At 72.6% G+C, this 24365-nt stretch carries 30 protein-coding genes; 21 read left to right on the forward strand and 9 right to left on the reverse strand.

Features of this window, described 5'->3' with window-relative positions; genetic code table 11:
- A partial coding sequence (locus tag VK501_RS02200) for an MMPL family transporter (RefSeq protein WP_324334191.1) occupies window positions 1–471 on the forward strand: 471 nt, incomplete at its 5' end.
- Window positions 472–528: 57 nt separating this feature from the next.
- On the opposite strand, the gene VK501_RS02205 is transcribed toward VK501_RS02200, so the two are convergent.
- On the reverse strand, window positions 529–1458 hold the full coding sequence (locus VK501_RS02205) for an EamA family transporter (RefSeq protein WP_324334193.1): 930 nt from the start codon (window positions 1456–1458) through the stop codon (window positions 529–531).
- 223 nt (window positions 1459–1681) lie between these two features.
- Between VK501_RS02205 and VK501_RS02210 the strand changes: the two genes are divergently transcribed.
- Together VK501_RS02210 and VK501_RS02215 are read left to right on the forward strand one after the other, a co-directional pair.
- Window positions 1682–1840 (forward strand): hypothetical protein, encoded by a 159-nt coding sequence (locus tag VK501_RS02210; protein ID WP_324334195.1) that lies wholly within the window; start codon window positions 1682–1684, stop codon window positions 1838–1840.
- Between the two features lie 84 nt (window positions 1841–1924).
- Window positions 1925–2617 (forward strand): DedA family protein, encoded by a 693-nt coding sequence (locus tag VK501_RS02215; RefSeq protein ID WP_324334197.1) that lies wholly within the window; start codon window positions 1925–1927, stop codon window positions 2615–2617.
- A 9-nt stretch (window positions 2618–2626) separates the two neighbouring features.
- Here the strand turns inward: VK501_RS02215 and VK501_RS02220 are convergent, their stop codons facing one another.
- Both VK501_RS02220 and VK501_RS02225 read right to left on the reverse strand, forming a co-directional pair.
- Complete coding sequence (locus VK501_RS02220; protein WP_324334199.1) at window positions 2627–2875, reverse strand: hypothetical protein; 249 nt, start codon at window positions 2873–2875, stop codon at window positions 2627–2629.
- Between the two features lie 32 nt (window positions 2876–2907).
- Window positions 2908–3492, reverse strand: coding sequence for a DoxX family protein (locus VK501_RS02225; protein ID WP_324334201.1), 585 nt, complete (start codon window positions 3490–3492; stop codon window positions 2908–2910).
- A 70-nt stretch (window positions 3493–3562) separates the two neighbouring features.
- Between VK501_RS02225 and VK501_RS02230 the strand changes: the two genes are divergently transcribed.
- Window positions 3563–4150, forward strand: coding sequence for a hypothetical protein (locus tag VK501_RS02230; protein WP_324334203.1), 588 nt, complete (start codon window positions 3563–3565; stop codon window positions 4148–4150).
- 73 nt (window positions 4151–4223) lie between these two features.
- Here VK501_RS02230 and VK501_RS02235 read toward each other — a convergent pair whose 3' ends face one another.
- A complete protein-coding gene (locus tag VK501_RS02235; protein ID WP_324334205.1) occupies window positions 4224–4850 on the reverse strand; it encodes a hypothetical protein in 627 nt (208 codons plus the stop codon).
- Here VK501_RS02235 and VK501_RS02240 point away from each other — a divergent pair.
- Window positions 4849–5361: a GGDEF domain-containing protein gene (locus VK501_RS02240; protein ID WP_324334207.1), complete on the forward strand. Its 513-nt coding sequence runs from the start codon at window positions 4849–4851 to the stop codon at window positions 5359–5361. The genes VK501_RS02235 and VK501_RS02240 overlap by 2 nt on opposite strands.
- A gap of 15 nt (window positions 5362–5376) precedes the next feature.
- Here the strand turns inward: VK501_RS02240 and VK501_RS02245 are convergent, their stop codons facing one another.
- From VK501_RS02245 to VK501_RS02260, 4 genes are read right to left on the reverse strand one after another with little or no spacing between them, the layout of a single operon-like run.
- Window positions 5377–6540: a ribonuclease D gene (locus VK501_RS02245; RefSeq protein ID WP_324334208.1), complete on the reverse strand. Its 1164-nt coding sequence runs from the start codon at window positions 6538–6540 to the stop codon at window positions 5377–5379.
- Between the two features lie 44 nt (window positions 6541–6584).
- A complete protein-coding gene (gene gluQRS / locus VK501_RS02250; RefSeq protein ID WP_324334210.1) occupies window positions 6585–7538 on the reverse strand; it encodes a tRNA glutamyl-Q(34) synthetase GluQRS in 954 nt (317 codons plus the stop codon).
- Window positions 7505–8434: an NAD(P)-dependent oxidoreductase gene (locus tag VK501_RS02255; RefSeq protein WP_324334212.1), complete on the reverse strand. Its 930-nt coding sequence runs from the start codon at window positions 8432–8434 to the stop codon at window positions 7505–7507. The genes gluQRS and VK501_RS02255 overlap by 34 nt, the downstream gene beginning before the upstream one ends.
- Window positions 8431–8859 (reverse strand): DUF4345 family protein, encoded by a 429-nt coding sequence (locus VK501_RS02260; RefSeq protein ID WP_324334214.1) that lies wholly within the window; start codon window positions 8857–8859, stop codon window positions 8431–8433. The genes VK501_RS02255 and VK501_RS02260 overlap by 4 nt, the downstream gene beginning before the upstream one ends.
- Window positions 8860–8990: 131 nt before the next feature.
- Between VK501_RS02260 and VK501_RS02265 the strand changes: the two genes are divergently transcribed.
- Window positions 8991–9230, forward strand: coding sequence for a hypothetical protein (locus tag VK501_RS02265; RefSeq protein WP_324334216.1), 240 nt, complete (start codon window positions 8991–8993; stop codon window positions 9228–9230).
- 100 nt (window positions 9231–9330) lie between these two features.
- Here the strand turns inward: VK501_RS02265 and VK501_RS02270 are convergent, their stop codons facing one another.
- Window positions 9331–9720, reverse strand: a complete 390-nt coding sequence (locus VK501_RS02270; protein WP_324334218.1) for a hypothetical protein — start codon at window positions 9718–9720, stop codon at window positions 9331–9333.
- 235 nt (window positions 9721–9955) lie between these two features.
- On the opposite strand from VK501_RS02270, the gene VK501_RS02275 reads away from it, so the two are divergent.
- The 15 genes from VK501_RS02275 to VK501_RS02345 all read left to right on the forward strand — a co-directional run bounded on the left by VK501_RS02275 (window position 9956) and on the right by VK501_RS02345 (window position 24362).
- Entirely contained in the window at window positions 9956–10351 is a 396-nt protein-coding gene (locus VK501_RS02275) for a type IV pilin protein (RefSeq protein ID WP_324334220.1), read from the forward strand.
- Window positions 10352–10521: 170 nt separating this feature from the next.
- Window positions 10522–10950, forward strand: coding sequence for a prepilin-type N-terminal cleavage/methylation domain-containing protein (locus VK501_RS02280; RefSeq protein ID WP_324334222.1), 429 nt, complete (start codon window positions 10522–10524; stop codon window positions 10948–10950).
- Between the two features lie 86 nt (window positions 10951–11036).
- Window positions 11037–12698, forward strand: coding sequence for a prepilin-type N-terminal cleavage/methylation domain-containing protein (locus VK501_RS02285; RefSeq protein WP_324334224.1), 1662 nt, complete (start codon window positions 11037–11039; stop codon window positions 12696–12698).
- Window positions 12698–13603 (forward strand): hypothetical protein, encoded by a 906-nt coding sequence (locus VK501_RS02290; protein WP_324334226.1) that lies wholly within the window; start codon window positions 12698–12700, stop codon window positions 13601–13603. The genes VK501_RS02285 and VK501_RS02290 overlap by 1 nt, the downstream gene beginning before the upstream one ends.
- Window positions 13600–14913, forward strand: coding sequence for a pilus assembly PilX N-terminal domain-containing protein (locus tag VK501_RS02295; protein WP_324334228.1), 1314 nt, complete (start codon window positions 13600–13602; stop codon window positions 14911–14913). The genes VK501_RS02290 and VK501_RS02295 overlap by 4 nt, the downstream gene beginning before the upstream one ends.
- A 156-nt stretch (window positions 14914–15069) precedes the next feature.
- A complete protein-coding gene (locus tag VK501_RS02300) occupies window positions 15070–15825 on the forward strand; it encodes a prepilin peptidase (protein WP_324334230.1) in 756 nt (251 codons plus the stop codon).
- 116 nt (window positions 15826–15941) lie between these two features.
- Entirely contained in the window at window positions 15942–17000 is a 1059-nt protein-coding gene (gene pilM / locus VK501_RS02305; protein ID WP_324334232.1) for a type IV pilus assembly protein PilM, read from the forward strand.
- On the forward strand, window positions 16997–17806 hold the full coding sequence (locus VK501_RS02310; protein WP_324334234.1) for a PilN domain-containing protein: 810 nt from the start codon (window positions 16997–16999) through the stop codon (window positions 17804–17806). The genes pilM and VK501_RS02310 overlap by 4 nt, the downstream gene beginning before the upstream one ends.
- The gene (pilO, locus tag VK501_RS02315; protein WP_324334236.1) at window positions 17803–18558 is read left to right on the forward strand and encodes a type 4a pilus biogenesis protein PilO; all 756 of its coding nucleotides are present in this window, start codon (window positions 17803–17805) and stop codon (window positions 18556–18558) included. Before VK501_RS02310 ends, pilO begins: the two co-directional genes overlap by 4 nt.
- Window positions 18555–19589, forward strand: a complete 1035-nt coding sequence (locus VK501_RS02320) for a hypothetical protein (protein WP_324334238.1) — start codon at window positions 18555–18557, stop codon at window positions 19587–19589. Before pilO ends, VK501_RS02320 begins: the two co-directional genes overlap by 4 nt.
- Before the next feature lie 13 nt (window positions 19590–19602).
- Window positions 19603–20769 carry a chorismate synthase gene (gene aroC, locus VK501_RS02325; RefSeq protein WP_324334240.1) on the forward strand — a complete coding sequence of 389 codons (1167 nt, stop codon included), beginning with the start codon at window positions 19603–19605 and terminating at the stop codon, window positions 20767–20769.
- Window positions 20757–22283, forward strand: a complete 1527-nt coding sequence (locus VK501_RS02330; protein ID WP_324334242.1) for a bifunctional shikimate kinase/3-dehydroquinate synthase — start codon at window positions 20757–20759, stop codon at window positions 22281–22283. The genes aroC and VK501_RS02330 overlap by 13 nt, the downstream gene beginning before the upstream one ends.
- A complete protein-coding gene (locus VK501_RS02335) occupies window positions 22280–22777 on the forward strand; it encodes a type II 3-dehydroquinate dehydratase (RefSeq protein ID WP_324334244.1) in 498 nt (165 codons plus the stop codon). The genes VK501_RS02330 and VK501_RS02335 overlap by 4 nt, the downstream gene beginning before the upstream one ends.
- Entirely contained in the window at window positions 22774–23868 is a 1095-nt protein-coding gene (locus tag VK501_RS02340) for a Xaa-Pro peptidase family protein (protein ID WP_324334246.1), read from the forward strand. The genes VK501_RS02335 and VK501_RS02340 overlap by 4 nt, the downstream gene beginning before the upstream one ends.
- Window positions 23869–24023: 155 nt before the next feature.
- Window positions 24024–24362 (forward strand): hypothetical protein, encoded by a 339-nt coding sequence (locus VK501_RS02345; RefSeq protein ID WP_324334247.1) that lies wholly within the window; start codon window positions 24024–24026, stop codon window positions 24360–24362.
- Window positions 24363–24365: the final 3 nt, after the last annotated feature.

Consider the following 24365-nt stretch of genomic DNA (forward strand, 5'->3'; position numbering starts at 1 on the left):
GTGACGAACTGGCTGCCGCTGTTCCTCTTCGTCGTCCTGTTCGGGTTGTCGATGGACTACCACGTGTTCATCCTCTCCCGCGTCCGGGAGCTGCACGACCGCGGCATGCCGACCGACGAGGCCGTCAAGCAGGGCATCTCGTCCACCGCGGGCACCGTGACCAGCGCCGCGCTGGTCATGGTCGGCGTGTTCGCGGTCTTCATCACGCTGAGCTTCCTCGACTTCAAAGAGCTCGGGCTCGGGTTGGCCGCGGCCGTCCTGATCGACGCGACGATCATCCGCGGCGTGATGCTGCCCGCTTCGATGAAGCTGCTCGGCGACTGGAACTGGTACCTGCCGAGCTGGCTCGAGTGGCTCCCGCGCGTGGGTGCGGAGCGCGACGCCGGTGCGCCCGGCGGGCCCGACGAGCCCCCTGCCCCCGACGAGCCGGCGGCCCCCGACGAGCCGCGACCTGCGCCAGTGTCCGCGTAGTCCGCTCCGGTGATCTCGTCGCCGCCTCGGACGACATCAAGCCGGCGTCCTGGAGCGTCACGTCGCTCGTTGGGTTGCCATGACGCCGGCGCTCGCGACGACGACCAGGCCGACTCCGAGCATCTCAGAGGCAGCCAGTGCCTGGCCGAGCCAGAGTGCGCCGGCCAGAACCGCGATGGCGGGATCGAGGCTGAGCAGAACGCTGAACGCCTTGGCCGAGACGGCCCTGATCGCGACGTACTCCAAGGTGTAGGGAATCGCGATCCCGAGGGCTGCAATGGCGGCGACCAGCGCGAGATCGCGCGGGCCGCGGGTTGCCAGGGCGGCCGGAATGGCGAGGGGGAGCGTGATGCACGCGGCAAAGCCGACGGCAAGGGCCAGTCCATCGAGCCCGGAGCTTTCGGTCGTCAAGCGATACGCCATGAGCACGGACAGCGCGGTGAGTGCAGCGGCAACGAGGGCCAGGGCGACGCCGGTGGTCGCGCCGCCGCTGGGACCTCCGGTCAGCAATAGGACCCCGCCCGCGGCAGCGGCGACCCAGAGCGCATCCAGTCGTCGGCGGACACCCAGCAGTCCGAGCGTGAGCGGTCCGAGAAACTGCAAGGTGACCACGGTGCCCAGCGAGATGCGGGCGATGGCCTCGTAGAGCACGAAGTTCATCGCGGCGAGCGTGGCGCCGAAGGTGACCGCGCTTGCCCAGAACCGCGGCGAGCGGCCCCGGAACGCGGGACGCGCGAGAAGAAGCAGAAAGGGTGCCGCAAAGGCAAACCGCAGCGCTCCGGTGCCCGCCGGCCCGTAGACCGCGAATATCGACGTGGCGAGCGCAGCCGAGGTCTGAAGCGACGCGCTGCTGGCGACAATCAGCATTGGGCCGCCGAAGCGATACGCCAACCTCGCGGAGGACCGTGCCCGCGCGAGAGGGATGCGCGCGCGGCCATCACCGAACCTTCCCCGGGTGTCCCACCAGGCGCGGGCGACCGCCTCCATGGCTGCGAAAGGCTAACGCGCGGGACGAGTTCAGGACTGTGCCGCCGGGCCTGCCCAGCTTCGGACTGCTGCTTATCTGTGCCGGGGTCGGTGCGTCACCGCAGTTCGCGGTGACGGTGGGCACTGCGGCTAGCCGGAACTTTGAGCTCGGGATGGCAGGTGCGCAGACGGTGGCTTGTGCCAACCACGGCCCGCCGCGCCGCTGCGACCATGGATGGCGCCAATGACCCGCAAGCAGATCGTCACCTCCGACCCGTCCGACATCGCCGAGCACCACGTCTCCGTGACACCGGCCAGCATCCAGTACGTGCGCACCGGCGCCCGCCGTCGCACTGCCCGGAAGGTCAGCACCGTCCGCGGCGTGCGCCCGTTCTTCGCTTAGCGGCACGCGTCCGGTCGCCGGTGCGACGCGCCGGCACGTCGTGGTAGGTCGCATCCGCCGCTGCGCCGGCCCTACCGTGAACTCGTGATCGATGACTCCGAAGTCGGGCGCAGCCCCCGGCGGCCGTGGGATGGCCGGGCTCAGCGCGCCGACCGGATCGTCATCGCCGGGATCGGGTTCAGCGCGGTCTACGGGTTGCTGCTGCTGCCGCTGGTGCCCTCCCTGGTCGGGTCTCATCCGGCGCTGCTCGAGTTGCTGCGCGGTTCGATGAGCTCGATGCTGGCGATGGGCGCGCTGGCTCGCACCGGGCATGCGTCGCTCCTGCTCGGAGTCGTCGCCGGGATCCCGGGCTGCATCATGTTCGACTGGCTGTACTGGTGGGCGGGGCGGAGGTGGGGGCAGCGCGCGGTGGGCATGCTGGTGGGCCACGGCAGCCGCGCCGACCGGCGCACCCGGCGCCTGGAGCGGACGCTGGAACGACTCGGCCCGTTCGCGGTGGTCTTGAGCTACGTGCTGCCGGTGCCGAACCCGATCATCGACGCCGCGGTCGGCTGGACGGGGATGCGGTTGTGGGTGTTCATGCTGCTGGACGCGATCGGCGCGGCGCTGTGGGTCGGGATGCTGGTCGGGCTCGGCTACGCGATCGGCCAGCCCGCCGTGGATGTCGTGCACGCGATCGGCCACTACTCGCTGTGGGTGACGCTCGGGATCGTGGTGGCGATCATCGCCTCGCAGACGCGCGCGTCACGCCGTCGCGTCCGCGATGCGGACGCCTGAGCCGGCGCCTCAGCCGGTCCCCAGCAGCGCCGCGAGCTCGGGTTGGCGGTCCAGGAGGTCGGCCAGGACGGCGGCCAGCTCGGGCGTGATGAACACCGCCACGCGGTCGTTCTCGCGGCGTGCGTCCTGCCAGGCCGCGCGCAGCAGCTCCAGCGAGGCGCGCTGGGCGGCGTCGGTCGCCTGGGCGGGGCCGATGACCTGGTCGCCGATGGCCTCCCAGGCCCCCGGCGACATCCACAGGGGCTCCCAGGCGGCCATCGACTCAGCCTAGTGGCCTACGCGATACCCGGTCAGCGCTGCTCGCTCGGAGTCGCGGCGGAGTCCTGCACGATGCGGGTCTCGCCGTTGGGCGAGACCGCGCCGGCGGCCGCGCCGGACTCCGGGGCGTCGGGAGCGGGCTCCGACAGCGCATCGTTGATGTAGGACCCGGCGATCGCCGCGCCGACGCTGGCCAGGGCCCAGCCCGTGCCCTTCAAGCTCGGGAACAGGCGCCGGTCGACCGACAGCGGCCCGGGTCCGGACTCGGCCACCGACATCATCGCGGCGATGATCACGGCGTTGTACTCGTAGCCGTTCTCGGTGACCCACGGCCCGTTGGGCGCATGGACCTTGCGGATGGCCGTGACCATCGACCCGGAGATCATGGCCGTGGCGATCGGCGTCAGCGCCCCGACGGTCAGCAGCGCGCCGCCGAGCGCCTCGGCGATGCCCGCCGCGGCCGCATGTCGCTTGCCGGGCCGCAGCCCGATGCCCTCGAAGAAGCCTCCTGTGCCCTCGAGCCCGTGTCCGCCGAACCACCCGAAGAGCTTCTGGGTTCCGTGGCCCACGAACAGCGGACCGGCCACACCGCGAATCGCCAACGTGCCAATGGTCATGCCCCGGTGCTGCCCCGCTCGTCGGGCTCGTGAACCCGTAAGTCGTGTTCGGCTGGGAGACTGCCGGGACGTGCCCAGGGCATCCGGCATCCTCGCTGGCGGGACCGCGGCCCTGGCGGCCGTCGTCGTGCTGTCCGGGTGCGGGGGATCGAACGACGGGAACCGCTTCGGCACGTTCACCGACTGCTCCACGATCGGTCCCGTCGCGACCGTCGAGGATCCCGCGGGCGACCAGCGCGGGCGCCTGGCCGGCAAGCCGAAGCAGCCTCAGGGCGACCTCGTGGCGCTGCGCGTCGCGCGTCGCGGCGGGAAGCTGTGCGTCGAGTTCCACGCGGCGTCCGACGTCAAGCCGCCGGTCGCCTACGTGCTCGTCATGCGCCCGCACGACAACGAGACGCCGGTCGCCCAGCTGGAGGCGACCGTCCTCGCGGCGCAGAACCCGCAGGCGCTTCTGCAGGCACGCGCCGGCGACGCGTTCCGCACGCTCGACGGGAAGGTCGGGATCCGCGGCGACCGCGTGACGATCCTCGTCGACCGCGCGCCGTTCGCCGCGCAGGATCTCGGCGGGCTGTTCGACGCCTTCCGCTACCAGGGGCGAGCCGCGGCGGTGACGTCGGACGGGGGGCGTCAGACCGACTGCCTGCCGGCCTGCACCTGATGGCAATCGGCACGAACTTGCATGGTTGGGAGTGCTCGCGGTCCGAAACCTGTGCAAGAACGTTCGGCCAACCTCAGGTTCGGCGAGCGTCTGTCCGAACACGGGGGGTGTGGAGCAGCATCGCGACATCAGCGCGGCGCCCCGGTCCTGGCTCTGCCCGGAGCCGGCCGATCGCGTGCGCGCGGTGGACATGGAAGAGCGGCTGCGGCCGTTTCGCAAGCTGTCGTTCGTCGCCCTTGCCTTGGCGCTGCTCATCTGCGGTCCGTGGATCGGGTGGTGGACGCTCGTGCCGCTGGCGATCGCCATCGTCGGCTTCGCGATCGTCGACCGGCAGCTCGCCACCGCGCCACAGCCCGAGCTCACGATCGCCTCGGCGTGGCTGCTCTCCGAGCTCGTCATCGCGTGCAGCATCGCGCTGACCGGCGGCCCGCGCAGCCCCGCGGTCGCCTGGCTGGTCATCCCGCTCGTCACGCTCCCGGCGCGCTTCAACACCCGCGCGGTCGCGGTCGGCGTCGCCCTGGTGACGGGCCTCCTGCTGCTCGTCACGTTCGGCGTCGACGCCGCCTACATCGCCGAGCACCCCGAGTCCATCGTGATGCCCGTCGCGCTGCTCGTCGCCGTGGCGCTGCTCTCCGCGGCGCTGATGAAGTCCGACCTCGAGCACCGGCAGCTCGTCGGTGATCGACCCGCTGACGGGCATGCTGAACCGCAACGCGCTGCACACCCGTGTCGCCGAGCTGACCCAGCAGGCCGCGATCCTGCGCGAGCCGGTGGCGCTCATCGTCGGCGACCTCGACAACTTCAAGACCATCAACGACGGCCACGGCCATGCCGCCGGGGACGCCGTCCTCAAGGACGTGGCCTACCGCCTGCGCAAGTCGCTGCGGGCCTACGACCTCGCCTACCGGCTCGGCGGCGAGGAGTTCCTCGTCGTGCTTCCCGGCGCCGGCGCCGAGCAGGCGGCCGAGGTCGCCGAGACGCTGCGGCGCTCGATCTCCGACGAGCCGATCGCCGGGCTGCTGGTCACGATCTCGTTCGGCGTCAGCGCCTCGGCGCCGGGCGAGTTCCAGTACGACGACGTCTTCTCCGGGGCCGACCTCGCGCTGTATCGCTCCAAGCAGGACGGGCGCAACCGGGTGCGTGTCAGCGCCGCGCCCCAGCTGACCCCCGCCTCCGGCGCCACGAGCACCGAGATCCCGCTCGCCGCCTGAGCGGCGACGCCGGGCCTACCCGGCGCCGGTGATCTCGACCCGGTGCTCCGGGCCGACGCGCAGCGTGCGGTTGCCGGCGAGCAGTTCGAGGAGCTCGGCTCCGACCACCTCGCGCCGCCAGCCCTGCAGGGTGCGGACCTCGGGCTCGGGCTCGCCCTCGCGCACCGCGGTGACGATGCGCTGCAGGTCGGCGCGCGCGGCGATCAGCTCGTAGGCCAGCCCGGCCTCCATCGCCCGCGTGCGCACGAGCGCCTCGCCGAGCGCGATGATCGGCGCGTCCTCGGCGTCGGGCTGCGACGGGCGCACGCCCTCGACCGGGATGCCCTCGCGCTCGCGCCCGCGGGCGACCGCCTCGACGATCTGCTTGCCGCGGCGGTGCAGCGTCGCGTCGTTGAGCCCGCGGATCTGGCGCAGGCGGTCGACGCTCGCGGGCCGGCGCTTGGCGATCTCGATCAGCGCGGCGTCGTGCAGGACGCTGGAGACCGGCCGGTCGCCCGTGCGCGCCGCCTCCTCGCGCCACTCCACCAGCTCGCGGGCGACCGCGCGCTGCGCCGGCTCCAGCGAGTTGACGCGCGGCAGCTTGCCGAAGACGACGTCGAGGTCGCGCTTGTCGTCGATCGTCTCGAAGGCCCGGCACTCCTCGCGCGCCCACTCGAGGCGGCCGAGGTCGACCAGGCGGTCCTGCAGGGCGGTGGCGACCTGGAGCAGGTGCAGGACGTCCTCGCGGGCGTAGCCGAGCTGCTCCTCGGTCAGCGGCCGGTCGTCCCAGCGGGTGAACGACGCGGACTTGCGCAGCCGGACGCCGAGCGTCTCCTTCAGCAGCGGCTCGTAGCCGAGCTGGGCGCGCATGCCGGCGAAGCCGGCGGCGACCTGGGTGTCGAAGACGTTGGTGATCGGCCCGCCCCAGTCGCGGCGCAGCAGCGCCACGTCCTGGCGGGCGGCGTGCAAAACGATCTCGATCGCCGGGTCGGCGAGCAGCTCGGCCAGCGGGGCCGGGTCGTACTCCTCGGTCAGCGGGTCCAGGACGATGACCTCGGTCCCGCCCTCGCCGTCGTCGAGCGCGATCTGGGCGAGGCAGAGCAGGGGCTGGTAGCGGCCCTCGCCCATGAACTCCGTGTCGATGCCCAGGCGCCCGGTCTCCCGGGCGCGCTGCGCGATGTCTGCGGTCGACCGCGGCATGGCCGCGCACGCTATCCGCAATGCCGTGCGGCCGCTTCACGGAGCTACTCGCCGGGCAGCGGTCCGGAGGGCGGCGGCGCGAACGTCGCCGGGTCGAAGCGGGCCACCAGGTCGGCGGCCGACGGCCGCTCGGCGGGGTCGGCGAGGCCCACGGAGGCGGCGAGCCGCGCGCGGACGGCGTCGCCCGTCTCGCCGAGCTCGAGCCGGTCGCCCAGCGTGACCGCGCCGTGGCGCTTGGCCAGCCGCGCCCCGTCGCCGCCGAGCACGAGCGGGACGTGCGCGAACGAGGGCGCCGGGAGCCCGAGCCGCTGGGCGAGCCAGAGCTGGCGCGGTGTGGAGTCCAGGAGGTCGTCGCCCCGGACGACCTCGCCGACGGCCTGCGCGCCGTCGTCGACGACCACGGCCAGGTTGTAGGCGAACGCGCCGTCGTTGCGCCGCACGACGAAGTCGTCCACCACGCCCTCCTGCGGCCCGTGGAGGCGGTCGGCGAACGCGACGCGCGCGGCGCCGGCGTCGACGCGCAGCGCCGGCGGCCGGCCCGAGGCTTCGCGGTCGGCGCGCTGCGCCGCGGTCAGGCGCCGGCACGTGCCCGGGTAGTGGCCCTCGGTCAGCGGCCCGTGCGGCGCCGACGACGCCTCGCGGATCTCGGCGCGCGTGCACCAGCACGGGTAGAGGGCGCCGCCGGCGTCCAGCTGCGCCAGCGCGGCGGCGTAGCGGTCGAGGCGCTCGGACTGCCGGACGACCTCGCCGTCCCAGTCGAGGCCGATGGCGCGCAGGTCGCCGAGCTGCTCGGTCTCGAAGTGCGGGCGCACGCGTCCGGCGTCGAGGTCCTCGACGCGCAGCAGGAACGGCGCACCCTGCGCGCGCGCGTAGAGCCATGCGAGCAGGGCCGTGCGGAGGTTGCCGAGGTGCAGCGTGCCGGTCGGCGACGGCGCGAACCGGCCGGTGCGGTTGGGCTCGCCGCTCAGGCGAAGACCTCCGCGAAGCCCTGGCGCCACGGACGCGGCGCCCAGTCGAAGGCCGCCCGGGCGCGCGCGTTGGCGTTGCCCGGAAGCGTCGTGGCGTAGTGGACGACCGCGTCGCCGGCCAGCCGGCGCGCGACCAGCGGCGGCGCCCAGAGCGGGCGCCGGGCGCCGAGCAGCCGCGCCGCCTCGGGCAGCCACTCCCTGGCGGTGGCGGGCTCGTCGTCGGTCACGTTGTAGACGCCGGGCGCGCCATGCTCGAGGGCGCGCACGGTCGCGTCGACCGCGTCGTCGACGTGCACGAAGGACATGCGGCCCCGGCCCCGGCCGATGATCGGGTAGGCGCGCCTGCGGATCATGGTGGCCATCGCTCCGTCCTTGTCGTACCACGTGCCCGGGCCGTAGTAGAAGCCGTAGCGCAGCACGACGCCCTCCAATCCTTCGACGCCGAGCGTCGCGGCGTCCAGCTCGCGGGCCGTGGAGGCGCTGTCGCGGAAGGCGGGGCGGTCGAGGTCGAGCGGGGCGTCCTCGTCGTGCACCGGCCGGCCGTCGGGGCGCGTGACGAACGAGATGCTCTGTACGAGCGCGCGGCGGGCGCCGGCCTCGCGTGCGGCCGCCAGGAACGCCGGCACGGTCTCGCGTCGCAGCCGGCCGGTCAGCGCGACCGCCGCGGCCATGCTCTTGGGATCGGGCGCCTGGGGCAGCGCGGTGAGCTGGTGGACCACGACCTCGGGCTCGGCGGCACAGACCGCCGCACGCAGCGCGCCGGCGTCGAACGCGTCGAGGACGACCGCCTCGGCACCGCGCTCGCGCAGGGTCCGCGCGCGCTCCTCGCGGCGGGTGGTGCCGACGACAGCGTGTCCGTCGGCGACCAGGCGGTCGACCAGCGGACGGCCGATCGCGCCGGTGGCGCCGGCCACGAGGATCCTCATCGCCCGCCCTCCGGCTCGGCGGCGGCCGCGGCGGCCCGGTACAGCCAGCCGATCAGCAGCGTCCCGAGCGCGAGCGTGACGACGTCCAGCGGCCCGACCCACGACGGGTCGCTCGCCCCGGCGTCGATCACGTGGTTGACGGTGTGCAGCGCGAACTGCAGGCTGACGAGCGCGAGGGCCGGCGCCCGCCACGAGGGGCGCGAGACGGAGAGCGCGAGCACGACCGCCGACGCCAGGTAGAACGCGGACATGTCGCGGAGGTCGTGGTCGTTGCGGGGCCCGAAGTCGGCGAGGGCGTCGTAGAACGCGCCTGGCGCCAGCGCCAGGAGCAGGCCCTGGACGAGCTGCACGGTGGCCAGCGCGACCAGGCCGGCGCGCAGCGCCGACGCGCGGGCGGCGGGGGAGGAGGGGGCGAGATGCTGCATCCGCGCGACGCTACCGGCGCACTGGTCCGGCGCACAGGACCACTTCGGTGCGATCCGGCCGGACCGCCTCGGGTCGCCTGCCGACGGGAGGACCCCGGTGTCGGGTGGCAAGCCGCTACGCTCGCGGCGCCGTGAGCGCCGACGAAGAGACACCCGAAGCCGCCGAGCCCGTCCCGTGCACCGTGTGCCGGGGCACCGGGACGCTGATCTCCAACCTGGGCGGCTCGCCCTCCGAGGTCCCGTGCGCGTGGTGCGAGGGGACGGGCACCTTCCTGGCCGACCACGACGCCCAGGCCGAGCGCCGCGCGGCCGCGGAGGCCGCCGGAGAGACGCCCAGGCAGCCCACCGCGCCCGAGGCCGAGACGGACTAGGAGACCGTGTCGCTATCGCGACTGGGGACCCACCTCCGGCGGCGACGGCTGGCCGTCGTGGGCCTCGGGCTCGCTGGCCGCCGACGGCACCCCTAGCGGGCTACCCGCCGGCGGGCACGATCACGATCGTGCCGGCCTTCGCGCCTGAGTCGTCGAGGTGGACGTCGTAGCGCCCGGGCGCCTCGGCGACGAACTCGAGCATCCCCGGGACGTCCGACGACGTCGGGGCCGTGACGCCCAACTCGGTGATCGACGCCTCGTCGGGCTGAGGGGTGCGGACGGTGATCGTCACCGCGTCGCCCACGCGGGCTCGGACGGTGCCGTCGCCCGGCAGGCTGCCCGTGACCACCGGCGGCGGCGGTCCTGACGCGACGGTGGTGGGCGGCGCCGTCGCGCGGGTCTTCTGCGCCTCGCGGTTGGCCACCGAGGCGGCGACGACCGCGACGAGGAACAGGGCGCAGAAGGCGAGGACGATCCGGCGGACGAGCACGGGTGCATGGTGTCACGCCGGGCCCTGGGGTCCCGACCGTAGTACAGCCGTCCAAGAAACAGGCACCGGAGCGAAAGACCGCACCAGGCGCGCCGATCACCACGACTGTGCGGTGACCGACCGCCGGGAACCTATGGGACTTGCTGCCAAGACCTTGATCCCCGGACGTCAACCACGGGACGTCAGCCCTCCGCACACGAAGGCCACCAACCGAGATCTCACAGGAGGGATCGTCTTGCTTCAGCGCTTCAAGAACGAGGACGAGGGCTTTACGCTCATCGAGCTCCTCGTCGTCATCCTGATCATCGGCATCCTCGCCGCGATCGCCCTGCCGAGCTTCCTCGGCCAGCAGAAGAAGGGCCAGGACTCCTCGGCGAAGTCGGATGTCCGCAACGCGGTCTCCCAGATGGAGTCCTGCTACACCGACAACCAGACCTACACCGGCTGCCCGAACGGTGACAGCCCCCTGGCTCAGAACGTGGTGGCCACGCCCGCCGACACGAGCTACACGGTCGCGATGCTGTCGAAGTCCGGCACGACGTTCACGATCGCCCGTAGCGCCACCGGCGTCTACACCCGCACATGCGACAAGCCGGCCGTCGCCGGCTGCCCGACCGGTGGTACCTGGTAGCACCCGACCCATCAGCAGTGCCGTTTGCGAGGCGGGCTTCGGCCCGCCTCGCGTCGTTTCCGGCCCGCGCTGCGGGCCGTCGCGCGTTGCGGAGCGCTGCTCAACCATCCGCCGAGCCGGGCGTCGCAGTGCTAGCGGCCGCGACCCGACCTGCCGATCACCCGGGTGTCATGGCGCCCCCCAAGCTTGGCATCAAACACTCCATCGCGGGCGAGGACGGCTTCACGCTCATCGAGCTGCTCGTCGTGATCCTGATCATCGGGATCCTCGCCGCGATCGCCCTGCCCACCTTCCTTGCCTACCGTCAGCGCGGGCAGGATGCGGCAGCGAAGTCCGACGTGCGCAACGCCGTCTCGCTGGTCGAGGCGTGCTTCGCCGGCAACCAGGACTACACCCAGTGCCCCAGCGCCGACACGCCGGTCGCCCCGGGCATTGCCTACGCGGCCATCAGCGCGCAGGGCGGCTTCTCGGTCGCCCAGACGTCGAAGTCCGACAACACCTTCACGATCACGCGGACCAGCGCGATCACCACCCGGACGTGCACGACGGCCGGCGTGGGGTCCTGCAAGGCCGCCGACGCCGACGGCAACCAGTGGTGACGCCCGTCACCCCACGCGAGCCGGACTCGTCCATCCGCCGAGTGGGCCTGTCCCCAGGGGCCGGTGCTGCCGATCCCCCGGGGGCCATGGCTCGGCCGCACACGCCCCGCAACCAGGATGGCTTCACGATCATCGAGGTGATGATGGCTGCGCTGATCCTGCTGGTCGGGATCCTCGGCGTCACGACGATCGTCAACACCGCCAACGGCACCACCACCTCAAACAAGGCGCGTGAGCAGGGCCTGGCGCTCGGGCGCGAGCTCATCGAGTCGGCGCGGTCGGTCAAGTACCAGACGTTGCGTCCCTCGACCGTCGTGGCGTCGGTGCAGGCGATGCCCGGCTTCGCCTCCGCCGGAGGGTCGGGCTGGACGATCAAGCGCCGCGGCATCACCTACACGGTGTCGCTCGGCGTCTGCTCGGTCGACGACCCGGGCGACGCCACGGGCGCCCACGTCGCCGGCACGTTCTGCGCCCGCCCGGCGGTGGCGGCCACCGCGGCGACGTGCACGGGGCTGATCGGGACGCCGCCCCGCATCAACGGCACGGGCGGCAGCCCGGGCGCCGATGCCGGCGACTGCGGCCTCGACACGAACCTCGACGGTCAGGTCGACGGCCTGGTGCAGTCCACCACCACCGGCTGCCCCAGCGGGACGAGCATCCCGGCCGGCACCTGCGACGCCCAGCCCGACGACTTCAAGCGCCTCGTCACGCTCGTGACGTGGGACCGCGGCGCGGGATCGCGCTACGTGATCCAGCAGGCCACCGTGCCGTTCCCCGGCCTCTCGGCCTACGGCGCCATCACGGCGATCACGCCCGACGTCGGGACCGCGACCGCCAACGGCTACACGATCACGCCCGGCGGCGGGGGCGCCAACGTCAGCGCCATCCACTTCACGGCCACGAGCGACCAGTCCGCCAACCAGGTGAACTGGCTGCTGGGCGGCGTGGACCAGGGCCCCACCACCTGGTCGGGGACCAGCGGCACGTTCACGTGGAACCTCGGCAACAGCGCACCCGCCGCCGAGACCTCGCCCGCGAACGGCGAGGTGCTCGACGGCACCTACCTGGTCGGCGCCCGCGTGCAGGACGCCGGCGGCATCCACGGCAACGAGCTCGACGTCGGCATCGTCCTGAACCGCCGGATCCCGTTCCCGCCGACGGGCTTCTCGCTGACCGGCGCCGGCAGCGGGTCGGTCACCGGCTCGTGGAACGCGCCGCCGGATGGCGACCTGGTCGGGTACACCATGTACCGTCAGAACGGGTCGGGCACCCCCCAGCAGATCTGCCAGCAGATCGCGGCGCTGAGCTGCACGGACACGAACCCGCCGACGGGCGTCACCGCGACCTACTGGGTGGTGGCGCTGGACACCCTGGACGGTGCCGTCCGCGAGGGGCAGCGGTCGGCCCCGCAGACGTCGACGCAGTCCGCCAGCAACACGGCGCCGACCACGCCGACGCTGGTCACCTGGCCGGTGACCGGCAACGGCGGCAACCAGAGCGTGACGCTGACATGGACGGCGTCGACTGATGCCCAGACCTCGGTCCAGAAGTACGCCATCTACCGCTCGGCCCATATGACGACCAGCGTCTGCTCGGCGCAGACGACCCCCATCAGCTACTCCAACGGGCCGGCGACGACGTACACCGACCCGATCGGCAACAACAAGGACTTCGATTACTGCGTCAGCGCCATCGACACGCAGGGTCTGGAAGGCGCCAAGTCCGCGGCGCAGAGGGTCCAGTCGTGATGCGCTCCGAGCGCGGCGAGTTCACGCTGGTCGGCCTGCTGGCCGCCATGGCCATCCTGACGTTCGTCCTCATGGCGACCTACGGGGCATTCGACGTCTTCGGTCGCAACATCCGCGACAACCAGGTGCGCACCGAGTCGACCGACCGGGCACGGACGGCGACCGACCTGATGGCCCGTCAGATGCGCAACCTCGCGACGCCGACCGCCCTACAGCCCAACGCGGTGTCGCTGGCCAGCGCCTACGACCTGATCTTCGAGACGGTCGCGTCGTCAGGGACGCCGCCGGCCGGCAACGCGCAGAACATCCAGTTCGTCCGCTACTGCCTGGACACCGCGACGCGCCGGTTCTGGACGATGGCGATGCCGCCGAGCACGATCACGTCCAGCACCGTGGCGCCCAGCGCGACGTCCGCTTGCCCGGGCGCCGGCTGGTCGAACGCCAAGGTCGTTGCCCAGGACATCGTCAACACCTACCAAGGCGCCACCCGACCAGTGTTCACGTTCGACTCGGCCGTCAACGACCAGATCCGCCGTGTGCGGGTCGATCTGTTCGTCGACATCGACCCCGCCACGGGGCCCAAGGAGCAGCAGGTCAGCACCGGGGTCAACCTGCGCAACCAGGACCGCGCGCCGATCGCAGCGTTCGCCCAGATGGCGGCCGGCGGCGGCGTCCTGGTCCTCGATGGCAGCACGTCCACGGACCCCGACAACGACCCCTTGACCTACTGCTGGTACGACCCGCTGGCCACCGGATCGGTGGGCACCTGCGGCCCCCACAGCATCAGCGACTCGGCGTACTTCCGCTACACGACGACGACTGGCTGGCACACGATCACGCTGACCGTCACCGACCCCAGCGGCCTGCCCAACACGCACACCGAACCCCCCATCAACGTCCAATGACCAAGACCCGCATCCGCCTCCTGCACGACGAGGACGGCGTCGCCATCATCGTCGCCGTCGTCCTGATGGCCCTCATGCTCGCCATGGGTCTGGGGGCCGTCACGTTCGTCGACGGGCAGTCCAAGCTCACGGGCGCCCAGCGCCAGCGCGAGACCGCCTTCAACGTCGCCGAGGCGGCGCTCAACGCGCAGATCACCCAGATCTCCCATCACTGGGCGGGGAAAAACGGCGCCAACGACGGCGGCACCACCACCCATCCGACGATCGGCTTCCTGCCCTGCCCCGGCGGCGCCTTCTGCCCCAGCAGCGGCGAGCTGACGTCCCTGGTCCCCGGCGCCGACAGCAACGTCGCGATCACCTGGAGGACCAACGTCTACGACAACAGCGGCACTCTGGGCGACTACTTCGCCGACTCGCGGGTCGGCAACCAGTGCGGCTGCGACTACAACAACGACGGCAAGGTGTGGGTCCGCGCGCAGGCCACGGTGCGCGGCCGTACGCGCGTCATCGTGTCGCTCGTCCAGGAGCAGACGCAGGCCGAGTCCGTGCCGCACGCGGCGCTGATCACCGGGACGCTGACGATCAGGAACAACGGCCTGCACAATGGCCCGATCATCCAGTCCAACGGCGGCATCGTCGCCGTGCGCTGCGACGTTCCCGATGGCGCGGGGCAGCCGGGCGGGCCGCCGGCCGAGACCGCCTCGGAACCGTGCCTGGGCCAGCCGCTGGGGCGGGCGCCGACGAGGACCGATGCGGATTGGAACGACCTGCTCAACAACCAGATCAGCGGCTTCCAGTCGCACGTCGACAAATACTCCGCGGCGCCAGTGTTCAGCCAGGACCAGATCACCCGGTTCGTCAACACCGCCTGGGCGGAGTCGACGTACTTCGAAGGGTGCCCGAGCTCGCTGGCGGGCAAGGTGGTGGTCGTCAACACAACCGGCAACTGCTCCTACAGCGGGTCCGACGCCTGGAACACGACCGCCGCCCCCGGTTTCCTCATATTCCTCAACGCCAACTCGAGCCTGACGCTCGGCGGCTCGACGCAGTTCAACGGGGTCATCTACCACGCCAACATGGGCGTGCCGCCGACGCTCGGCTCGCCGACGCAGTCCTCGGCGTCGCTGATCATCACCAGCGGCACCACGCTCATCAACGGCGGCGTCATCATCGACGGCCCAGGCCGGATGGACGCAGGGGAGAGCGGCCTGAACATCCGCTTCGACGACCACGGTTACGACGCGGTCAGGAGCCTCGCGGCGGCGGGCATCATCCAGAACAGCTGGCGCGAGATCCAGCCGGGCACATAGGAGACTGTGTCGCTGTCGCGACTGGGGACCCACCTCCGGCGGCGACGGCTGGCCGTCGTGGGGCTCAGCCTCGCTGGCCGCCTACGGCACCCCTAGCCCGGCCGGATCGGACACGTCCACGTCAAGGCGGCGGGCGAGGCTGCCGACTACCAGGACATGGCCCCCGCCCTCGCCCCGGCCGCGCTGCTCGGCCTGATCATCGGCTCGTTCCTCAACGTCGTCTCCTGGCGCCTGCCGCGCCGGGAGTCGCTCGTGCGCCCCGGCTCGAAGTGCCCGGGGTGCGACGCGCCGGTCCGCCCCTACGACAACGTGCCGGTGGTCTCCTGGCTGCTGCTGCGTGGCCGCTGCCGAGGCTGCCACGAGCGCATCTCCGTGCGCTATCCCCTCGTCGAGGCGCTTACCGCGACGCTCTACGTGCTCGTCGTCGCGCTCAAGGGCGACGACGTGCTCCAGGTCGTGCTCGGCCTGGTGCTCGTGACCTTCCTCGTGCCGATCGCGGTCATCGACCTCGACCACAAGATCATCCCCAACCGGCTGACCGCTCCCGCAGCGGTGCTGGCCGTGGCGCTGGGCGCGGTGCTCGAGCCGTCGTACCTGCCCGAGCAGCTCGCCGCCGGGGCCGGTGCCCTGCTGTTCTTCTACCTGCCGGCGCTCATCCACAACAAGGGGATGGGCATGGGCGACGTCAAGCTCGCCGGCGTCCTCGGCCTCTACCTGGGCCGCGCCGTCGTGCCGGCGCTCTTCATCGCGTTGATCCTCGGCGTCGTCGTCGGCGCCGCCATCATCGCCATGAAGGGCGTGTCGGAGGGACGGCGCGCCAAAGTGCCCTTCGGGCCGTTCATGGCCGCCGGGGCCCTCGTCGCCTTCTTCGCCGGCGACTCGCTGGTCAGCAGCTACCTGGACCGGTTCTAGCGACCCGCCGATGACCTCGAGCGCTCAAGCGCCGGCGCCCTTGGACGAACAACCGAGGGTGTCGGGGCGTGTGCTCAAGGCGCCGCCGATCACCGTCGACCCACTGCCCTGAACCCATGGCCAAACGCGCATCCACCATCGTCGGACTCGAGATCGAGCCCTCCGCCATCCACGTCGCCGCGGTGACCGTCAACGGTCGCGTGTCGGTGAAGACCGCCGCGGTCGCTCCGCTGGAGACCGGCGTCGTCCGCGACGGAGAGGTGAACGACGTGGCGGCGCTGGCCGAGGCCCTCCGATCGCTCTACCGCGACAACAAGGGCCTCGACAAGAAGGTCCGCATCGGCATCGCGAACCAGAAGATCGTCGTCCGCGTCATCGAGCTGCCGCCGATCGCCGACGCCAAGGAGCTCGAGGCGGCCGTGCGCTTCCAGGCGCAGGACCAGATCCCGATGCCACTCGACAGCGCGGTCCTGGACTACCAGCCGCTCGATATCGTCGAGACCGAGGACGGCCCCCGCCAGCGCGTCCTGATCGTGGCCGCCCGCCGCGACATGGTCGACCGGGTGACGGCCGCCTGCCGGGCGGCGGGGCTCAAGCCCGAGGGCATCGACCTCTCAGCCTTCGCCATGATCCGCGCGCTGCACCGCCCGTCGCACACCGACGAGCCCGAGCCGGTGCTCTACCTGTCGGTCGGCGGCCTCACGAACCTCGCGGTGGCCGAGGGCACGACCTGCCTCTTCACCCGCGTCGTCGGCGGCGGCCTCGAGGCCATCGCCGTCGAGCTGGCCGAGCGCAAGGCGCTCACCCTCGAGCACGCTCGCGGGTGGCTGCGCCACGTCGGCCTGGTCACCCCGGTCATCGAGGTCCAGTCCGATGACCAGGACGGGATCGCCGAAGAGGCGCGCAGCGTCCTGCTGGACGGCGTGCGCCGGATCGGCGGCGAGGTCCGCAACTCGCTCGACTTCCACCACGCCCAGGAGGGCATGAGCCTGCGCGTCCAGCGCGCGGTGCTGACCGGCGCCGCCGCCAGCGTGCCCGGCTTCGACGACGCCCTCGGCGCCGAGCTCGGCCTGGCCGTGGAGCTCGGCACGGTGGACGGCACGCCGGAGGGCATGGATCCCCATCTGCTCACGATCGCGGCCGGCCTGGCCGTCGAGGAGGCTCCGCACGCATGAGGGCCGTCAACCTCATCCCCGCCGACCAGCAGCGCGGCGCCGGCGGTGCCGCCGGCCGGTCCGCCGGTGGCGCCTACCTGCTGCTCGGCGCCCTCGCGCTGCTCGTCGTGATGGCCGGCGCGGCGGTCCAGTCCGGCAAGTCGGTCGACGAGAAGAAGTCCGAGCTGGCCCGCGTCACCCAGCAGGCCACCGAGGCCGAGGCCAACGCCCAGTCGCTGCAGAGCTACACCAAGTTCTCCTCGGTCCGCACCAAGCGGGTCGACACCGTCTCCCAGCTGGCGGCATCGCGGTTCGACTGGGCGCACTCCCTGCGAGAGGTCGCTCGGGTCCTGCCGACCAACGCGTGGCTGACCGCCCTGACGGGCACGACGTCGCCGACGGTCAGCGTCGGCGGGGGCAGTAGCAGCCTGCGCGGCGCGCTGAGCGTGCCGGCCATCCAGATCGAGGGCTGCACGACCAGCCAGGCGTCGGTGGCCAAGATGATGGCCCGGCTGCGCCTGATCGACGGCGTCCAGCGCGTCAGCCTCGAGGACTCCACCAAGGCGGCGAAGGTCGCCGGTGCCGCCGCCGGGGCCGGCGCCGCCTCGGGCGGCTCGGCGGACTGCCGCGGCGGCTCCTCGCACTTCCCGCTCTTCAAGATCGTCGTGTTCTACGAGCAGCCGGCCGCGCCGGTCCCGGTCACCGGCGGCACGACGCAGACGGCGGCCGCCACCGGGACCGCCTCGTCGACGACGCCCGCGGCGTCGTCGGCCTCCACCACTCCGTCCACCACCACGCCGGCCGCCTCGGGAGGCGTCACCCCGTGACCGCACGTGATCGCACCGTCCTGAGCGTCCTCGGCTTCGTCGCCGTGCTCGGCGCGTTCTGGTTCCTCGCGCTCAGCCCCAAGCGCAAGGAGGCGTCCGACGTCTCCGTGCAGGTGACCGCCGCCCAGCAGCGCCTGACCACGGCGCAGGCCGGCGCCGCCAGCGCCGAGGCCGCGCGCCGGCGCTACAACTCCGACTACGCGACGGTCGCCCGGCTCGGCAAGGCCGTCCCCGTCGACGATGACGTGCCGTCGCTCGTCTACCAGCTCGAGCACACGGCGCACGACAGCGGCATCGACTTCCGGTCCATCAAGCTGAGCGCCAACACCGGAGCGGCCCCCGTCGCTGCGCCCGTGGCCCCGGCGGCCGGCGCGACGACCTCGACCCCCGCGTCGACGATCACCACGGCGCTGCCGCCCGGTGCGGCCGTCGGGACCGCCGGCTTCCCGACCATGCCGTTCTCGTTCGAGTTCGACGGCAAGTTCTTCAACATGCAGCGCTTCCTGCGCTCGCTCGACTCGCTGACGACCGTGAAGGGCAAGAGCATCAGCGTCAAGGGACGCCTGCTGACGGTCGACGGCGTGGCGCTGAAGGCCGGGCCCGAGGGCTTCCCCGACGTGTCGGCCACCGTGGCCGTCACCGCCTATCTCCTGCCCGCCGACGAGGGCCTGACCGCCGGTGCCGCCCCGTCGACCGGCGCCGCGCCGGCCGGCTCGACCGCCACCGCCAGCCTGATCGGGAGTGACCGATGAGCTTCCTCAAGAACGTCCTGCACGACCTCGTCGAGAAGCGCCTATGGCCCGTCGCCATCGCGCTCGTGGTCGCCCTGATCGCCGTGCCGATCGTGCTCGGCGGCAGCAGCTCCGACGCCGGCACCGACGTGGCGTCCGTCCCGCAGACCACCACCAACGGCCTGGCCAACCACCGCGACGTCGCTCGCGCCGAGGTCGTCGGCCTCGAGGCGCAGGCGGCCGGCAAGGTCCAGCGCTCCGGCAAGGTTCGCGACCCGTTCGTCCAGCACCACCAGCCCAAGGTCGACCAGACCGTCACCGACGCGGTCAATACGACCAAGAGCCTGGCCGACGGCCTCAGCGGCTCCCCGTCCTCGAGCGGCTCCAACGGCGGGTCGAGCGACACGCCGGCCGCGCCGCCGACCACCACCCCGCCCGACACGACGACCGACACCAAGAAGCAGGAGTCGAGCTCGGTCGACACCTATCGGGTGAAGCTGCGCTTCGGCGAGTCGGGGGCGGAGAAGACCTACGACAACGTCGCACGCCTGACGCCGCTGCCGTCCTCCGACAACCCGTTCTTCGTCTACCTCGGCCTCAAGGACGACGGCAAGACCGCCATCTTCCTGGTCGACGCCGACGCGGTCCCCTCCGGCGACGGCACGTGCCAGCCGTCGGAGGACAGCTGCGAGCAGATCGAGCTCGTGGCCGGCGACACCGAGTTCTTCGACCTGCAGAGCGGCACCGCCGGCCTGGTCCAGTACCAGCTCGACATGGTCAGCGTCTCGAAGGCCAAGGCCGCGACGACCGCCAAGGCGGCCCAGGCCCGCGCCCGCGAGTCCAAGGCCGGTCGCGAGTACATCCGCCAGGTCGTCGCCGAGGACCCGGAGGTGCTTGCCGCCTGGAACTACTCGTCCAAGCTCGGGCTGCTCGTCGAGAAGGACCCGGTGGGCACGCCGGACGTCGCCAACGTCCCGCAGAGCGTGGCGGACACGGCCGACGGCCAGGGCATCGACCAGACCTCGACGGTCCTGACGGTCCCGGCTCCATAGACTTCGGCGCCGCATGGCGCTGAACCTCATCACCGCAGGGGAGTCCCACGGACCGGGCCTGACGTGCATCGTCGAAGGCCTGCCCGCAGGGCTCGAGCTCGACCAGGAGTCGCTCGATCGCGACATGGCCCGGCGACAGCTGGGCCATGGCCGTGGCGGGCGCATGAAGATCGAGAAGGACCACGCCAACGTCACCGCGGGCGTGCGCCACGGCCGGACGCTGGGCGGGCCGATCGCGCTCGAGGTCCCCAACCGCGACTACGCGAACTGGGAAGAGCGGATGAACCCGTGGCCGGTCGAGGCCGAGATCCCCGAGGTGCACCTGCCGCGCCCCGGTCACGCCGATCTCGTCGGCGTGCAGAAGTACCGCTTCACCGACGTCCGCAACGTGCTCGAGCGCGCGAGCGCCCGCGAGACGGCGGCCCGCGTCGCCGGCGGTGCGCTGTGCAAGGCCTTCCTCGCGGCGCTCGGCGTCGAGATCCGCAGCCACGTCGTGCAGATCGGCGACGTCTACGTGGCGCCGCGCGCGACGCTCGTGACCGTCGCGGACTTCGAGGGCGTCGACGAGGACAAGGTCCGCTGCCTGGACCCCCAGGCCAGCCGCGCGATGGTCGACCACATCAACGTGCAGCGCAAGGCCAACGAGTCGATCGGCGGCGTGTTCGAGGTGGTGGCCTTCGGGCTCGTGCCCGGCCTCGGCTCGCACGTGTCGTGGGAGGAGCGCCTCGACGGCCGCATCGGCGGCGCGCTCTGCTCGATCCAGGCCGCCAAGGGCGTGGCGTTCGGCGACGGGTTCGACCTGCCGGGCGCGCCGGGCTCGCAGTCGCACGACGAGATCTTCTGGAGCGAGGAGCGCGGCTACTTCCGCGAGACCAACCACGCGGGCGGCCTGGAGGGCGGCATGACGACCGGGCTACCGCTGGTGGCGCGCGTCGCGATGAAGCCGATCCCCACGCTGACCAAGCCGCTGCGCTCGGTCGACATCGAGAGCCACGAGCCCGCGCAGGCGCTGCGCGAGCGCACGGACTCCTGCGTCGTGCCGGCGGCCGGCGTGGTCGGCGAGGCGATGCTCGCCTACGTCATGGCCGACGCCTACCGGCGCAAGTTCGGCGGCGACCACATCGAGGACGTGCAGGAGGCCGTGCAGCGCTACCGCGAGCGGATCGCGTGGGTCGGCTGACCGTCGTCATCGGGTTCATGGGCGCGGGCAAGACGACCCTGGCCCGCGAGCTCGCGGCGGCCCGCGGGGTCGATCACGTCGACACCGACGCGTTGCTCGTGCAGCGCTTCGGGCGCTCCATCGAGGACGTCTTCGACACCGACGGCGAGGCGGTGTTCCGCGCCGCCGAGGAGGAGCTCGTCGCGTCCGTGCTGGATGGCGACGCAGAGGCCGTCGTCTCCCTGGGCGGCGGGTCGGTGCTGTCGGAGCGCGTGCGCGCGGCTCTGGCCGGTCACACGACCGTGCTGGTCGACGTGCCCCTCGACCTGGCCTGGGAGCGCGCCGCCGGGCGCAACCGCCCGCTGGCGCGCGACCGCGCCGCGTTCGCCGCGCTGCACGCCGAGCGCCACGCGCTGTACGAGTCGCTCGCGCAGGCGCACCTGCCCCAGGCCGACGCTCGCGTCGTCGTGCGCGCCGACGCGGCGCTGCGCGCGCTGGCCGACGCCCCGCCCGGCACCCGCATGGCGTGGGCGCACGCCGCGTCGGGCGAGTACCCCGTCTTCGTCGGCCGCGGCGTGCTCGGCATGGACGCGCCGGGCCTCGCGGGCCGCGCGTTCGCGGTGACCGACAGCGCGGTCGGCGACCTGCACCTGGCCGGCCTGCGCGACCTGGCCGGCGTGATCGAGATCCCGCCGGGCGAGCAGCACAAGACGCTGCAGACCGCGGAGCGCGTCTGGCACGCGATGGTCGACCAGGGCGTCACGCGGGCCGACCACCTGGTCGCGCTCGGCGGCGGCGTGGTCGGCGACCTCGCCGGCTTCTGCGCGTCGGCCTACCAGCGCGGCATGCGGATCGTGCAGGCGCCGACGACCGTGGTGTCCCAGGTCGACTCCGCCTACGGGGGCAAGACGGGCGTCGACCTGCCCGAGGCCAAGAACTACGTGGGCGCCTACCACCAGCCGTCCGCCGTCCTGGTCGACACCCAGACGCTCGCGACCCTCCCGCCCGAGGAGCACGCCGCCGGCTACGCCGAGGTGCTCAAGACCGCGCTCGTCGCCGGCGGCCCGCTGTGGGACCGCATCGGCTCCGGCGGCCCGGTCGACGACGACGTCATCCTGGCCTGCGCCCGCACCAAGCTCGCCGTCGTCGCCGCCGACGAGCGCGACGGCGGCCGCCGCCAGGTGCTCAACCTCGGCCACACCGTCGGCCACGCGCTGGAGGTCGAGCTCGGCTACGGCACGCTGCGCCACGGCGAGGCCGTCGGCCTGGGCCTGCTCGCCGCGCTGCGCCTCAGCGGCCTGCCGGACCTGCGTGGCCAGGTCGCCGCCCTGCTGGCCGAGCACGGGCTGCCCACCACGCTCGAAGGCCTGGCGGTCGATCCGGACGCGATCGTCGCCACCACGCGCCTCGACAAGAAGCGCACGTCCCAGGCGCGGACGCCGTTCGTCCTGGTCCGCGCTCCCGGCGACGTGGTCCACGGCCAGGACGTGCCCGACGACGATCTGGCGCTCGCCGTGCGAGAGTTGATCCCATGACGCCAGTGCGCCGACGCGTCGCCGTGCTCCACGGCGTCAACCTCGATCAGCTCGGGCGACGGCCCAAGGCGGTGTACGGCGACCTGACGTTCGACAAGCTCGAGCGGCAGATCGGCGTGTTCGCCACCGCGCTCGACCTCGACCCGCGGTTCTTCCAGACCAACGACGAGGGCGAGTTCGTCGGCCATCTCCACCGCCTCGACGGCATGGTCGACGCCATCGTGATCAACCCGGGCGCGTGGACGCACTACGCGTGGGCGATCCACGACGCGCTGGAGATCGCCGCGCTGCCGTCCGTCGAGGTCCACCTGTCCGACATCATGGCTCGCGAGGAGTGGCGCCGCATCTCGGTCGTGCGCGACCTGTGCGTCGCGACGATCAGCGGCCAGGGCGTCGACGGGTACCGCGACGCCCTCGTCCGGATCAAGCAGGAGCTGAGCCCGAGCATGAGCGCGCCGACGTCGTCGCCGTTGCAGGAGGAACCGCAGAAATGAGCATGGACCGCCCCGACCGCGTCGCGGCGCAGCTCGCCGAGCGCGGGCTCGACGCGCTGCTGGTGACCGACCTCGTCAACGTGCGCTGGCTGACGGGCTTCTCCGGCAGCAACGGCCTTGCGGTCGTCGGGCCCGGCGACCAGCGCCTGTTCCTCACCGACTTCCGCTACTTGACGCAGTCCGCCGAGCAGCTCGACGACGCCTGGGAGCGCACGGTCGCGCCCGAGATCCTGATCGCCGGCGCCGTCGCGGTCGCCGCGCCGGCCGAGGGTTCCGACGGCCCGCTGCGGGTCGGGTTCGACGACGAGCACGTGTCGGTCAAGGACCACGGCACGCTGGCGTCGAAGGTCGCCGACGGCGTGGAGCTCGTGCCCGCCGGAGGCCTCGTCGAAGAGCTGCGGATGGTCAAGGACCCCGGCGAGCTCGCCGCGATCCGCGCGGCGGCCCAGCTCGCCGACGCGGCCCTCACCGAGGTGCTGGGCCGCGGCCTGGCGGGCCGCACGGAGCGCGAGGTCGCCCTCGACCTCGAGTTCACCATGCGCCGCGCGGGCGCCGAGGCGCCGTCGTTTCCCTCGATCATCGCCTCGGGCACGCACAGCGCGCTGCCGCACGCCGCGCCGCGCGACGTCGAGATCCCGGCCGGCACGCTGGTGACGATCGACTGGGGCGCCCGCCTGGACGGCTACGCGTCCGACTGCACCCGCACCTACGCGACCGGCGAGCTCGATCCGCGCGATCGCGAGATCTACGACCTCGTGCTCGAAGCGCAGGAGACGTCGCTGGCCGCCGTCCGGGCCGGCGTCGGCGGTCGCGAGGTCGACGCCGTCGCGCGCGACATCATCACCGCCGCCGGCCACGGCGAGCACTTCGGCCACGGCCTCGGCCACGGCGTCGGCGCCGAGGTCCACGAGGGCCCGCGCCTGTCGCAGCGCAGCGAGGCGACGCTCGCGGTCGGGCAGGTCGTGACGGTCGAGCCGGGCGTGTACGTGCCGGGCGCGATCGGGGTCCGGATCGAGGACCTGGCGGTCGTCACCGAGGACGGCGCCGAGGTCCTGTCCGGCCTGCCGAAGCACCTGCAGGTCATCGCGTAGCGCGCCGGACTCAACCGGGGTGCGCCGGGGCCGATCACGGTGCCGGCTTGAGCGTGGGCCTGTTCAGCGCCGTGGGACCGCGTCAGACAGGCCCACCCCGCCCGAAGGCCGGCGGACGACCCCTTGCTCCGGGGCCACTCGGACCGCGATCGTCAGTGCCGCCGATCGACGCCAGTGGTCGGACGACGCCGGAGCAGAGCGCCCACGACGACCGAACCCGCGGCGCCCCGGTCTGGAAGCGCGTCTTCGGCGTCGTGGAGGTGGTGGGCGAGTCCAGCGACGCGGTGCCGCCGGGACCGGGCGCCACGCGGTCCGCGCGCTGGCCGCGGTGGGTGCCGATCGAGCCCGTCGTCGTCGTGCCGCACCTGGAGAACGCGCCGCCCGTCGAGGCCATCGGCGTCGGACCGCGTTCGATGAGCCAGCAGTCGCACATCCGCCTGACGCCGCGGCAGTACGGACTAGCCGTGGAGGCCATTGGCGCAATTGGGTCCTGACGG

The sequence above is a fragment of the Baekduia sp. genome, assembly GCF_035318805.1.
Taxonomy (GTDB): Bacteria; Actinomycetota; Thermoleophilia; order Solirubrobacterales; family Solirubrobacteraceae; genus Baekduia.